Origin of the sequence: Paenibacillus sp. Soil724D2 (assembly GCF_001427935.1) — a bacterium.
Classification (GTDB): Bacteria; Bacillota; Bacilli; order Paenibacillales; family NBRC-103111; genus Paenibacillus_E.
On record NZ_LMRY01000006.1, the window covers coordinates 330,480 to 344,103 of the forward strand.

The 13,624-nt window shown below is 46.5% G+C and carries 12 protein-coding genes; all 12 read right to left on the reverse strand.

The genetic code is table 11. The annotated features are described in order from the left end of the window. Nucleotides 1-50: 50 nt before the first annotated feature. Nucleotides 51-452: a GPW/gp25 family protein gene (locus ASG85_RS08760; RefSeq protein ID WP_057304100.1), complete on the reverse strand. Its 402-nt coding sequence runs from the start codon at nucleotides 450-452 to the stop codon at nucleotides 51-53. An 18-nt stretch (nucleotides 453-470) separates the two neighbouring features. Continuing rightward, complete coding sequence (locus ASG85_RS08765; protein WP_057304099.1) at nucleotides 471-1,196, reverse strand: phage baseplate assembly protein V; 726 nt, start codon at nucleotides 1,194-1,196, stop codon at nucleotides 471-473. Further along, complete coding sequence (locus tag ASG85_RS08770) at nucleotides 1,196-2,284, reverse strand: phage late control D family protein (protein WP_060645979.1); 1,089 nt, start codon at nucleotides 2,282-2,284, stop codon at nucleotides 1,196-1,198. The genes ASG85_RS08765 and ASG85_RS08770 overlap by 1 nt, the downstream gene beginning before the upstream one ends. Before the next feature lie 4 nt (nucleotides 2,285-2,288). After that, nucleotides 2,289-2,915: a CIS tube protein gene (locus tag ASG85_RS08775; protein WP_060645980.1), complete on the reverse strand. Its 627-nt coding sequence runs from the start codon at nucleotides 2,913-2,915 to the stop codon at nucleotides 2,289-2,291. 65 nt (nucleotides 2,916-2,980) lie between these two features. After that, nucleotides 2,981-7,669, reverse strand: a complete 4,689-nt coding sequence (locus tag ASG85_RS37710) for a hypothetical protein (RefSeq protein ID WP_060645981.1) — start codon at nucleotides 7,667-7,669, stop codon at nucleotides 2,981-2,983. A 69-nt stretch (nucleotides 7,670-7,738) separates the two neighbouring features. Continuing rightward, complete coding sequence (locus ASG85_RS08785; protein ID WP_171642337.1) at nucleotides 7,739-8,194, reverse strand: phage tail protein; 456 nt, start codon at nucleotides 8,192-8,194, stop codon at nucleotides 7,739-7,741. 7 nt (nucleotides 8,195-8,201) lie between these two features. Further along, nucleotides 8,202-8,405 (reverse strand): DUF6760 family protein, encoded by a 204-nt coding sequence (locus tag ASG85_RS39730; RefSeq protein ID WP_079410461.1) that lies wholly within the window; start codon nucleotides 8,403-8,405, stop codon nucleotides 8,202-8,204. Next, the gene (locus ASG85_RS08790; protein ID WP_057304095.1) at nucleotides 8,402-8,779 is read right to left on the reverse strand and encodes a hypothetical protein; all 378 of its coding nucleotides are present in this window, start codon (nucleotides 8,777-8,779) and stop codon (nucleotides 8,402-8,404) included. Before ASG85_RS08790 ends, ASG85_RS39730 begins: the two co-directional genes overlap by 4 nt. A gap of 82 nt (nucleotides 8,780-8,861) precedes the next feature. Then, nucleotides 8,862-9,296, reverse strand: a complete 435-nt coding sequence (locus ASG85_RS08795; protein WP_057304094.1) for a phage tail protein — start codon at nucleotides 9,294-9,296, stop codon at nucleotides 8,862-8,864. Nucleotides 9,297-9,342: 46 nt separating this feature from the next. After that, the gene (locus tag ASG85_RS08800; RefSeq protein ID WP_060645982.1) at nucleotides 9,343-11,076 is read right to left on the reverse strand and encodes a phage tail sheath family protein; all 1,734 of its coding nucleotides are present in this window, start codon (nucleotides 11,074-11,076) and stop codon (nucleotides 9,343-9,345) included. 126 nt (nucleotides 11,077-11,202) lie between these two features. Next, on the reverse strand, nucleotides 11,203-12,006 hold the full coding sequence (locus ASG85_RS08805; RefSeq protein WP_060645983.1) for a hypothetical protein: 804 nt from the start codon (nucleotides 12,004-12,006) through the stop codon (nucleotides 11,203-11,205). A 12-nt stretch (nucleotides 12,007-12,018) separates the two neighbouring features. Further along, entirely contained in the window at nucleotides 12,019-12,597 is a 579-nt protein-coding gene (locus ASG85_RS08810; protein ID WP_235549273.1) for a DUF4255 domain-containing protein, read from the reverse strand. Nucleotides 12,598-13,624: the final 1,027 nt, after the last annotated feature.

A 13,624-nucleotide genomic window follows, 5' to 3' on the forward strand; every position in this document is an offset into this window, starting at 1 on the left:
GCTCCACCTCCTCTCTGTACGTATCGTCATAGCTTCCGCAGCCAGCCTCTCTATTTCGATCCTTCAAATAAATAAAACGGATAGACCTGGTTAAATAAGTTATTGGTCGTACGTACCAAATAAGAAATATGAATCATCACCTTAGCAGGGTCATCTGCTTCCGGTATGGCTTGTACATCAACTTCATGAACCCTAGGTTCCCAGTTCCGAATGGCTTCCTCGATATTACTTTGGAGCAAGTGAAGCGTTGTATCGTCCGTTAATCCAAAGATAAATTCCTGAACACCACATCCAAAGCTCGGGCGCATAACCCGCTCCCCTTGTGTGGTCCCCAGAATAACACGGATCGCTTCGGCGATGTCTTCCTCATACTCAGACATTCGGATTCGCCCTGTTGCAGGATCGACCTGAATGGGGAATTTCCAGCCTCGTCCCAAAAATGCTTCCGACACCTCGTCACGCTCCACTCGTTAATTGATTTTGACCATACTGCCTTTAATATTAATGATACCGTCGGACTTCAGATCCAGTGTTGCCCCAGCCTTCAGGGCCATCGTGGCAGAAGCTTCTATGCTGATTTGAGTGGATTTGATTTTGATTTCCTTCGTGCTCTCAATGCTGACCTCGCCTTTGGCGTTCAAGGTGATCTTCGAGGTTTGGCTCACAACCGAAATTTCATTGGCCGAGCCGCCCTTGATCAATATCTTGTTATTCCCGCTTGAATCCGCGATCGAAATACTCTCATCCTTATCCTTCAACTCAATAATTTGGCCTTTTTTCGTCTTAATCTTCATGCTCTCATCACCGCTTTTATCGTTAAAAGAGAGCTCATGTCCGGAGCGTGATTTAATCATGCGCAAATCATTTTTATCCGCGGGCGCAGGCGGCTTATTCTTCGGATTCCACAGCGTGCCGATGACGAAAGGCATTCGCAGCTCTCCCAGATGGAAAGCGACTAAGACTTCATCCCCTACCTCAGGTATAAAGAGACTGCCCATTTCCTTACCGCCCATTAACGTCGCGATGCGGACCCAATCCGTTTCGGTCTCCGTTTCCTGCATGGAAAGCTTGAGCTTCACTCGACCCATTTTATCAGGATCGGTGTTATTCGTTACAATGGCGACCATGACGCCACCAAATTTCTGACTGGCAAAATCAGACACACCACCTAAGGTAATATCGGGAGTTTTAAACATTAGACCGCATTTCCTCCCAACTGAAACCGTGTTGTATAGCCTTCATCGTCAAAAATGTGTGTAGCCCCGGTAATATAGTAAGGCTGGTCGAATGATTTCCCAACACCACTGAGTTTGATGTATCGGCCGGCGCGAATCTCTGGGATCCCAATACATTCCCCGTTACCGCTAATCAGCTTCATTGCCCGGCGATTCAGGATCGCATTCGCATAGCTTTTCGCTTCTTCCACCGAGGACACATTCGTGTACATATGCTCGACGAAATCACCTTTAGATGCCAAGATATCCTTGCCCGTCTTGCTATTTGAACCCAGCTTCGTTATGCTGGCTGATTTACCTTCGATCACTTTCAGCTCTTTATTATCCCATGCCCGAACGGTTACACCCGTGATTTGCTCAGCTAAATTCATATCAATCATTAAGCTACGGAGGGTTTTCCCCATTTCTAGCGTCATCAATGCTGTCATCGCTGTGAGCGGCTTACGGAAATATAAGTTCTTCCCCACAACAAAGAAATCATAGTTAACCAAATTAGCTAAATTTTGAATAAAGTGATAGTCATTAATCTGACTCTGCGAAAGAGCAGGAAATTCCGTCGTCGTTGCATCAATATGTGTTTTGAAGCCATACGTTTTGGCGATTTCCTCAACAACATCACTGTATTTCTTCTTATTCCACGAGCGAGATTTAGTCCCTTTCATCATGAGATAAGAAATGTCCATTCCCCGCACGACGAGGCCAGGAGCACCCTCTTCCGGGAAATCAACAACAACCGATGTAATATGTCCCGAAAATACAGCGGTCATTTTGTCTACATAACCTAAACTGATCTCAATGGCTTTGCCTAAAGAGAACGTAGACAGCCACTGGAACTCGTTATTTGTAATATCGTACGCATTCGCAATACGAAATGAAAAGGAGTCTGCGGTTCCATCGATGGATGTCTCAACGCGAAGAATATCAATGGCAATCGTGTCCGATATTTTCGTTCCATCTACGCTAATTAGATAGGACGGCGCATAAAAATCTTTGTACTTTTTGGCCAAGTCGTCATAGGGAAAAGAGCTCGTTTCTAATTCTAAGGGCATCGGCTTAATCCAGCCTCGGGACTGAAATGCGGCGCCCCGTTGCGACTTTCATTGGATTATCAATCTGATTGGCTTTGGCGATTTCTCGCCATAAGGTTGGATCCTCATATTCCGTTGCAGCAATCATCCAAAGCTGTTCCCCTTGATTCAGCATCTTCAGCTTCGTCCGGTCGGACGAATGGCGGGGAATCTGCTTAAGCTGGTCTTTCTTGCTCAACGTGGATTTAAAGGTCACGCTAAGCTTGGCTCGAACCGGAACTCCGGTTTCCAGAAACATCGTGAAGTGCTGATTAACACCCACAACAACTCCCTTGAAATCCAGTGAACCCCAAACAAACCTGCAAAGCGGCGGTGCATGGATCTCCTTTTCGACATCTAGAAGACCTGAGATTTTCTTCGTAAGCAGACGAACGTCCGTCCCTTTTTCGTAGGTGTCAAAATAAAAATCCATGATCAGTGTCGTTGTCCCTCCGCTCACAAATTGAGCGATGGGCATGGACAGACCCGGCACTGTTTTCCAAGAATAGCTGTTATTCGTGTCTAATTTATATTCACCCGGATTGAACATCACTTGTACATTTTCTGTTTTGCTTCCCTTGTGAACGATAATCATTGCTTTCTTGAGCGCCATAGGTGTCTGTCCTTTCTGCTTTTATCTATATACTTAACGTTATTAACGATTCACGATGGAAATAATTAGATGCCTCGGCGCTGCCGCTCGAACTTCATCTTTTTCTCAATCTCGCGGTACACTTTGTCCGCAATTTTGGCTATGTCCAGCTGCGGGAGCTGTTTTATCAGCTCCTGCAGTTGTTCCGCACTTAACTCCGGCGCCGCCTGAGGAACCGGCGCTGCTGGGGTAGGTGCTTCGTCTGCGCTTGCTTTGGTGCGCAGCCAGTCCATCTCCAGCGGCGCTTCGGCAAACGCGCTGCTGATCTCTGCGGTTGGAGTTTGCTTGTACTCCAGCGTGGTTTGCTGCTGTTGCGAGGCTAAGGAGATTTGCCTCGCCACTTGCGTGCTGATGGTCATCGGCACGCTTTGGTTTGGATCGCCGACGTTCGGCACGCCGCCGGTTGGTGCTTGCCGCTGCACCTGCTTGGGCAGCGACTTTGTTGCAGCAGCCATGCTTCCGCTGCTGCTGTGGGTCATGCTGGCGCTGCGCTGAGCGCCAGCTGTAGCTGTTGCGGCTGCGCTGCCGATGGCAGCCGCCTGGATGAAGCTGACCGTCCCGTGGGCGGGCAGGTGGTGCATCGCTGCGGCAGGCGAAGCCGCAGCTCTACCCGCAGGAGCAGCGCGAAGCGCTCCTGCGCTGCTCGCCAGCATCGGCATGACACGCGGTGTCATGCTCAAGGGCTGGCGAGCTATCAGCGCATGCGCGGCACGCGCGCCGCCGACACTACCTGCTGCCAGCGAAGCAGCAGCCTCAACCCCTTGAGCGCGCTCCTCTTCCAGCGCGCTCACTCTAGCCCGGATGGTTCGTTCCGCTGAATCTGACTGCAAGCCTCCAGCTTCCACTTGATTCTCCGAACCATTCCCTCCCTGCAGCTCGCGCTCGCTCTCATCGACAGTGACTTGTCTCTGAACATGCTCGACTTGCGCCCTGCGCCAAACGGCTCGGCCGGTCTGACTCGTCGTCTGCCCAGCAACCTCTTCGCCTGCTGCTCGATAATCCAACGTTTTACTGGTTTTTCTTGCACCTGTGCGAACATCCGCTGTTTGCCCGGCTTCTCCTGATCTTGCCCGACTCGTCATCTGTCGGGTCATTGCTTCCCCCGTCCCCGTTTGAGTCATCGATTGTCTGGCTTCGCCTATCCCTGTTCGAATCGTCGTAATTACCTCGGAATCGATCTTTCTTTGTATCGCTGCTTGCTGTTCTCTTACTCGATCGATTCCCGTCGGACCGCCTGTTCTTCTTACCATGTCCACGGGTGACCGACTTATGGTTCCTCTAACAAGTTCCAGCGAGGTATGGTTCGTTATTTCATCACTTGTATTGTCATTACTAATTTTGTTACTAACTTCATTACTAACTTTGCTGCTAGGCGTGTTACCAACCTTTTTATTGGCTCTTTCTCGGATGGTTCCCCTAACTGCCTCTATATTCGTTCCGGTTTCATCTATCGGCCCTTTTTCAGCTTGCCTCCAAATGGCACGAATGGAAGCTGGCTCTGATAACTCAGTATCACGGGAGAAGCTGCGATGTACACCTATTTGACCTGCATTCACAGTAAGACTAGGACCAATCTTCTTCAAACTGCTTTCAATTACCTTTGTAGCTATCTCAGAAGCTAAACTTTGGGAGGGTATGCCCTCCTGCGACTTAGTCCCGAATCTATCTTCGTTCAACTTTGCCTGTTGTCTGCCCTCTTCTAACTGTCCCGAACCTGCTGACTCAACAGGAGTCCGAAAAATCCGCCGAGCCTCCTGCTTAAGAGCACCAGCACTAGTTGGCAGGCTAGCACGAATACCATCAAATTCAAGTTGATTCTCAGAATAAGCTTTCCTTTTAAGTTCTGATATAAAGTTCAGATTTGTTCCTATTTTTTTGACACTGGTTTCGGCCATTTTTGCAGCTAGTTCAGAAGCTAAAGTTGGAGTAGAGCGTATGCTTCGTACGGGAGTTTGTTTTTCTCCCTCTTGTGTCGCAGATTGTTGCTTCCTTAGCTCACTATTTACTTCGGTCCCTGCCGGCTTGCGAAATACACGCCCAACTTCTTGCAGCTGCATACGCGAGCTGGCTTGCAAGCTAGCTCGGTATCCCTCAAGCGGCTTCATAGCACCCAGCGAATCTAAGGTCCGGTCCCTAAGTATCGCTGACCTCGTAGCTACTGGGAAATTCATCCCCGTTTTCATGCTTGTTTCATCTTGCTCTTCAGGTTTCGAAGCAGCTCGGAGGACACGCTGTGAATCTTGTAAAAAAGAACTGGCTTGCAAGCTAGCTCGGTATCCCTCACGGGGACTCGGATTTGCAGCCGATCTCGCGATAGAAAGGGGCTTATCAGCACTACTTTGCACGATATTCTCCCTCCGCATAATCCGCGGAATGTGAGTTGTCATTGTTTGATGATCGAAGATCACCTTTAATTTATTTTGTGGAACTGTATGTATACTCCCAACAAATGAATCATTAGAAGAGTTTTGTCTATGTTTTTGTCGTTGGACCAACTGCTTCAGCAATTTCTCATTGCTTTGAATTTTCACAACTGAGTCTAGTCCATTTTCCATCACACTAGGTTTTCTATGTATCTGGGAAGGAAAAGCAGCTGCTGCACGTGGAGTTGCACCAATACCCTGCTCAGCAACTTGTTTAGTAACTAGCTTGATGAGGCGTTCCATCATAGACGAGCCTCGATTTCTCTTGCTACCCTCACGCGTGCTTGAACGAGTTTCCCAATTTTCAAATGAGATAGCTTCCGAAAATCGCTGCTGCCCAGCCCCCATCTCAAGCTTTTGACCCGCAGAAGTGTTTGTCTCTAGCTGCACTGATTGGTGTTTATTTTCTTCTAGCTGCACTTGATTCTGTACTTGATCATGGTTTGGTTTTTGAATCGCTTGATCCTGTACCTGATCCAGTTGATCCTGTTTTTGATCCAGAGCTTGATTTTGCACCTGATTATGCACTTGAATCTGCTCATTCTCTTGGGCTCGATCCCATTCCTGCGATATTCCCTGTTCTTGCCCTCGCAGCCGTTCTTGCAACTGTTCTTGTTCTTGCTTTTGTACAAGTTCCTCTACTTGTTTCTGTACTCGCACTCGCACTCGATCTTCTACTTGTTCTTGCATCTGACCTTGCACTCGATCTTCTACCTGATCTTGCACCTGATCTTGCACTCGTTCTCGCCCTTGCTCGCTACCCTGATCCCGCTCCTGCAATCGTTCCTGCGTTTGCACTTGCACTCTTTCCTGCTCTAGCTCGCGAATTCGCTCTACTAGATCCACTTGCTCTTGCCTTATCACCAAAGCCAAAGAGTCATCTTGATGCACTTGATCTGTTAGTCGCTCTTGTCCAAAACCTTCTACTTGCTCATTCGTCTTACGCCATACATGCGGCACACTCTGCCGGGCTCCCCTTGATGTGGAAGCATGCATAGCAAAAGGTAAAGTTGAAGTCAACCGCGCTGCATTAATAGCTAATGGTTGCTGACTAGCAGCAAGATAACCTTTAGCAGTTGAAGCTTCTTCTTTACGATTTAGTTTCCCATTACTCTTCGGCTCGCCTATTGGCGTCAATAGAGCAGTTGGCGAAACATACTCCTCGTCACTGGCATTAGCCGTATTTCTGACAAGTAAGCTCCTAATAAAATGCACAGAAGCAGATGCTTCTGATTTCGAAAAAGGCCCCTCACCAAGCTTAGGCAATGAGTGATTATACTGCGGAAGTCTTTGCTCATGCAGCGTTTGTGTTTGGCCAACACCATTTAAATAGAGCTTGGCAGCATGCTGATAAGAGGGCTGCATCCCAATTGTAGATACCACAGAAGGAGCAATTGCAGAATGACCAGCCTTGGCATCAGGTAAAGCATCGCTCGCTTTCCCCTCTTGGAACTGCTCTATCCATTGCGATGTATGCCGAATAGCATCCACATGTTTGACTACTTGCACATGATTATCCATAGGTGCAGCTCTATGCACGTTTGAGCGCTGCGTATGTAAATTTGTATGTTGAGGTCTATTCACCGAGTGCGATTGTTGATTCGGGTTACTGCTTTGGGCATGAGAAAGCATCCCAATGGAAGCGGTAATCTGCCGAATAGACCGCTGGATTAACGGTGAATTCCCTTTATTAACGTAGTTAAATGAATTTGATTTCTTTGGCGACATCGCCTGCTTCTCACCCAAAAGCTCATGAGTTGCAGCAGCTTGAAGATTTATTTGATTTACAGATTGTTCCGCGTTCTTTTTACTTTTTCGTCCTTTTTTCTTACTCTGCTTGTCAGCAAGCATTGGCATATGTTGGTGAGACGATTGTGAATCTGATTGGCTGCTTGAAAAATGATCAACAGTCGTCCGTGAAGGAAGCCTGTAACCACTATTCGCAATCAACTGTTGTAACTGACGAATCGTTTGCTTTTTCGTAATAAGCGGTGCTGATTCGGGATGCTGCAAGCTTTGCAGCTGCAGTTGTAACTGGATAACCCAAGATTGATCATTCGAATCCGTTAAGGCCGATAATTCTTTATCCGTAAGAATTCCTTTTTGTTTAAAAATAAGAGCTAACAACCCTAGATAGTTGTTACGCCAAAATCCGTATTTGCCCATAATGCCGGATGCAAACTGTTTAGACTCCCTGGCTGCACGTCCTGCAGAACTATTGCTAGCAGCAGAAACCTGCAATATGCCCTTGGTCCTCTTCACTCGGGGTTTATGCGATTGTCGAGATTTCATAAACAATCCCCCTAAAAGTTTTTCTCCAGAAAAACTAGCATCGTAAGCATTTACTGAGTTTGAGCACAATTATTTTTTGAAAATAGTTTTCAAACCGGCATGCACCAGCTCGATCGACTCGATAGCTACGTTACCGCTGCTGGCATTCAAATCAGGTCCGTTCCATTTCACAGGAAAAGCACTAAAAAAATTCCATCGACACATCTCCGTACCTGCCTGGTTGTGAAGAATAATGGAGCCATTTTTACGCTTTATTTTGCCTTGGGCGACACCATTGTACCATTCCCAGAGCTCGCTGGAAGTGGTGATGCCTCTTTTTAGCACAATATTAGGATACTTCGTATGTTCGATCATATAGTGGGGGTGCGTGTTCACGCCGCCTTCCCATAAGGGCTTTACTTCCGTTTCAGACTTCATGCCTGTTACTTCAGAAAAACCGCCGACGATGAGTCCGTCAAGCTCTACCTCGAACCGGAATGCGCCGCCTACGTTATGCAATTTGGACTCGTTTTTGGACTGTTTCACTTGTTACTCACCTCTTACCGAACACATCAAACGGATTGTCAGGCTGCTTTTTACCATCGTCGTTCAGGTTGCGGTTGATGCGGGAAATTTCCTCACACCACGTTCGGCGCTCCCGGTGCTCCATTGACATGATTTCATCATGCGTCCAATGAAAGTAGTAAGCTATAAAGCCCGCTTCCTCATAGATCTTGTCAATGGGATAACCCGTTATGCCCCCGCCATCTCGTCCAAAAAAGACACGTCCACATCAAACTCATGCTCACATTTCGGGCAGCTTGTGTGTACTCTCGGCACTTCCATTTCATTAATTTGACGATAAAAGTTTTGCAAGAAGGCTAGATCGGCCGTGAAGAACTTCTCAACCACACGTGTATCAATCGCACGCAGATCACCTAGGTTGGTAATCACACGAGTAAGTAAGATGATCGTTAAATAGCCCGGATTTTGCTGGACGCGTTGGTCACGCATGGGTAGGATTTCATCCGCAGCTGTTGCTAACCGCATTACGCCTCTCTTGTGCAGCGTACCGTTGTCATCCACATATCCTCTAGGCAGCTCGAATTCATATTCCGTTTTGAAAGCCATGATGTTACCCCCTTAGCATTATGAAAAAAAGAAGAGTTAGGAACCGGAGACTTCATGCTCCGGCGCCTACTCTAGTGCTGCCTTACTTCGTGCGTGTCATGCCTTCGTGGGCAAGCTCTAGGCTCTCAATGGCAATTTCATTGCCAGTACCTTTGAAGCTTGGAGCAGAGTACTTGGACGGCCATGCTTCAATAACCTGCCAAGTTGCTACGTCTGCACCCTCTTCGTTGATTGCGATGATCGTGACCGTTTTGCGGGAAACTTTCCCCTGAATCGATTCCGACATCCAGTTATACATGTCCATGGAGTCAGTAACACCCCACTTAAGTGAGATGTTGCCATATTTCGCAAGTCCCGGAAGCTTCCGAGGCGTAATAGTTTCGTTTCCTTCGCGGTATTCAATTACCGACAAGGATGCGTCAAATCCAGAGATTTCGCTGAAACCAGCTTGCTGAATACCTTCTACTTCAATTCTAAATCTAAAATTGCGGTATGGATCCCTACGTTCGCCAGCCATATAATACCCCTTTCCTAATATGAGAAATATCTAACACTTTGACAGACTATTCTTCTCTTGTTTTCTGAGTAATGCGGAAGATGACGAACTCTGCAGGTTTGACCGGAGCTACCCCGATCACACAGATAAGTCGACCGTTGTCGATATCATCCTGCGTCATTGTGCTGCGTCCGATGTTGATATAGAACGCCTCGGAAGGACTTCCGCCCATTAAGGCACCGTCTCTCCAGACACGAGTTAAGAACGCATCAATGGTCCGTTGTACACGAGCCCAAAGCTGTTCATCATTCGGTTCGAATACGACCCAGTTCGTGCCGTTCTTGATGGACTCTTCAATGAAGATGAACAAACGTCTCACGTTCACATATTTCCACAAGCCGTTCGACGATGTTGTACGAGCACCCCAAACACGAATACCTTGTCCGGCAAAAGCGCGAATCAAGTTTACACCTTGTGGGTTCAGGATATCTTGCTCGCCTTTGTTATATTGGCAATCAAGACCAACTGCACCGCGAACGACTTCATTAGCAGGCGCTTTTTGAACGCCACGCGTTTGGTCGGAACGGGAGTAGATACCAATAACAGAGCCAGATGGCGGTATGTATATATTTCTTTTGTCTAATGGATCGAACACTTGAAGCCACGGATTGTACATCGCTGCGTAGCTGCTGTCAAAAATATTACGGTGCGTCATGACATCGGCAACTTTTGTTTTCTCACGTGGAATATCAAGAACGGCAAAACGGCTGCCCAGGTTTTCGCAATGCGCTACGAGAGATAATTGAACCGTAGGCTCAGTTACACCTGGAATCGCGATGATACTAACAACATCGTTGTCGATGAAAGACTGGATACCTGTACGTTTACCAGGTCCGCGGTCTACACCCATAAAGATATCAGGAGTCACTTGCGCGATTGAACCGTTGCTTCCGCCAGACAATGCGATCTGGAATTTGCCAACCGTTTCACTCTCACCAGAGAGTACTTCAAAAGGAGCAACAGCACCAAGATCCTTACCATCTGTCAAATCTTTCACCGTAATGATGTTCGAACGGGAAACAATTTTCTCAATGTGATTCGCTGCAGAGATGTTTAGGGACACTTTCTCATAAGTCTCTGCTTCATCGCCGTAAAATACATGCAACGTGAATTCGCTTGTTGTTAACACTTTGGATGGAAGCAGACCGCTATCCACAACATCTCCATCAAGCGCTTCAGCAAGCTCAATAATGTTATCTTGGGAAGAAACAACTTTGTTGTATTGCTTTTGGCCAGCGGCCTCGAAGGCAACAACATCACCGACATTGAAGCCAGCATTATTTTTCACGCGATATTGGGTCTCGCTCAGCACTTCATAGATTTGCGTCTTAGCTTTACTGGACGGAACAACCACAACACGAACTTGGTTACCCCATGTTCCCGGGTTCTTGGAAGCAATCTCCAGAATCGCGGATTCTTTGTTTGTTGCCGCCTTGTTCGTTGCTACCTTAGCGTCAGTTGGCGCTACGCGCATGACATAACAGCGAGAACCTCCATTTAAATAGAAATGCTCAACCGCATAAGAAAGGAAACGATACTCACCGAATTCATTCTCGGACAAGTAGCTGCCGAATAAACGATGGAAATCAGCTACGCTCGTAACCAATTGAGGGACACCTTCAATTTCCCCTCTTTGCGCAAGCCCTATAAACCCGGCCGTACTTGTGCTTGCACCTTCAAGCGGTTGCGCCCCGCTGTCAAACTCTTCCACATAGACTCCAGGTGATAAATAGTCAGCCATTGTTCCCCAGTTCAGTCAGATGGCACTTCTTGCTTATCAATACGGCCACAGACATGAAACCAGTTCTCTCCTTTCTGCTTGTCATTTTTGTATAGAAGATGGACGTGTCCATTCTACTAATTAGGGTTAAGTGAGTCGAATGATGCCAAGGTTCGTCGTTGTTCCTTCTGCTACTATTACTTCCTTCATAAGATGCCGCCGATCTTCACCGTATGTAATAGCCAACTCTGTCTGAAAGGACGGAACCCGATTACCGCGAAAAGCAATAACGGCCTCTCCTTTTTCTGTAACTCGGCTTTCTTGGATGGGCAGCAGCAGTGCTCCTCGAGTAAAAGCTTTAGTCAGCATTTTCTCTAGACGAAAACGCTTTTGATGCTCCAGTACCTGGGCGATTCGAATTTGCTCTTCGGCAGCTTTAGGGCCTCGTCCTCGAAGCAAGTAAGAATCTCCAACTGCAATAACACCTGTAAACGAACCCAGTATTACTTCAAGTGCTCCCTTGTCAACTTGGTCTACCATTATTCGAGCGCGGGCACACTCCTCCGATAGAATCATCGCCTGCAGCTGGGCATCCCTCAAAGGAGTTCCGGCTGCATCCTGCAGCATGACTCGGATAAGTCCTGTTCCTTGCGAAAAAGGATAAGACGGCAGCGGCTTTAACTGAACAACCTCTATAAAATTGTCTGTTCCTACTGTGATGAGCGTTTGTTCTTGAAAATAGTGCTCGTTGCTTACCATAAGACGGTAATCACCGGGCGGTAAATCGTTGAATATATAGGAACCATTCGATTTACGAATTGCTTTCGAACGGGTACCTTCTAAATAAACGATGGTAGTGTTGCCAAGAGGAGTTTGTGAGGTAATTGCATCGATGACGCATACAACCAAAGATACGCGGGTTTTCAATTGCGATACGCGAATGTGATCCACAACCTAAGCCCCCTAACCCTGTATACGAAAATCGGTTTCCGAAACTCTTTTGGTTGTCTTGATGCGGGTTGAATCGATATTTACAGGCCCAACTGTATAGCTAACAGAGAGTCTGTAAGGAGTATCAGCGAAGTTCCACATATTCAGGATGCTTTCTCCTTTAAGAGGCTCCATGACAATGCGAACTTCTTCATCTTGCTCAGCTAGGGTTCCGAGGGTCATAGAACCTCGAAGTATGGAATGATCGTAGAGCACTTGCATCGCTCTTCCTAGTATCCGATGCTCATCCAGCGCTCTGGACTGCAGCTCTGCTGGAGATTGTACCGTCAGCAAGTAGCTAAGATCTACAACCATAGGCGGATACTGAATTTCATTCGTCCCTCTGGCAATCATGTGAGTACGACGATTATCGCCGCTTTCGCGGACGTTGTACAAATAGAGAGATAAGTAGAAATCCCCTTTATCGACAGGCGAAGCAAGCCCAATCATCTCTGGTTGAGGAATGGGATCAGGGGTCATATTTTCTCTGAGAAGCTTGATTAAAGATGCGCTTACATCTGCAATTACAGAATAATCGCCAATAGGAATCACTTCCTGCCTCAAAATACCTATGTAATGTTATGAAGATGGTAAGGATTATGTCATAATGTGTACCTTTTTATATTATAATTGCAATTTACTAGGATGACTATAGGGATTATATTATTTATTTTTAATTCTGCTGATCAAAAATTCGGGCGTATTCCTGTTTTTGGAGAGCATTAACGATGTTTATCATCCTTAAGTTCGAGAATAGCGAGAAACTAATCGAAATAACGATGTTTTTCATCATTTCAGACGAAGAATTCGCGCCAAAACTCAAAAACTTTCACTTTAAGGATGTTTTTCATCATTAGCGACGGCTTCATTGGTAAATAGGGATGCATAACGATGTTTATCAACGTTACGCGGCTCATCCAGAAAGGATGCACAGGATGATCGAGCTAACCAACGCGGAAGAGTGAGTTGAGGCTGCCATCAGATAAACCTCTATCGAGGTTTTTCGAAGATGAGCGACCGCGCTTAACGAGGAGAGACTTTGGTCTACGACCAAAGATCCCTATATTAGGTTTTATTCGCAAAGAAGAATTTCGTTCTCCGATTAAGTCGGGAACTTATAAATTCTTATGTGGTCAAAAAACCGGCTTCGCCTTCCTTGATCGAGAGTCTTTGTATCGGTTGATGCTGCAACAAATTACGACTAGAACGTATATGTTTAAAAACATTCACTTGCTAATCCGAGTAATGTTGTACATGCTGCGTCTTTAGGCAGACTAATTCATTGTTCCCACGCGAATATTGCATAAAAGAGACCGTCGATTCATTCATCCATCCAATTTTCTTCTATATTCAGATGTCTTAAATCGGAGTCCTTCTACCTATGTGCTCACTTGAGGATGCCAGATGAATGGATCCATATTCGCTGTTGAGTGATGTTGTAAAAAGTACAACAATTTCTCCTTAAATCTCGCCTTTCCCCCTTCGTTGTTGCATATTGTACAACAATTTGGTCCTATAAAGGCAATTTCGTAACAAATGGGTTCAGAAATGTTGTACAAACTGCAACTTCAAGCTGCGA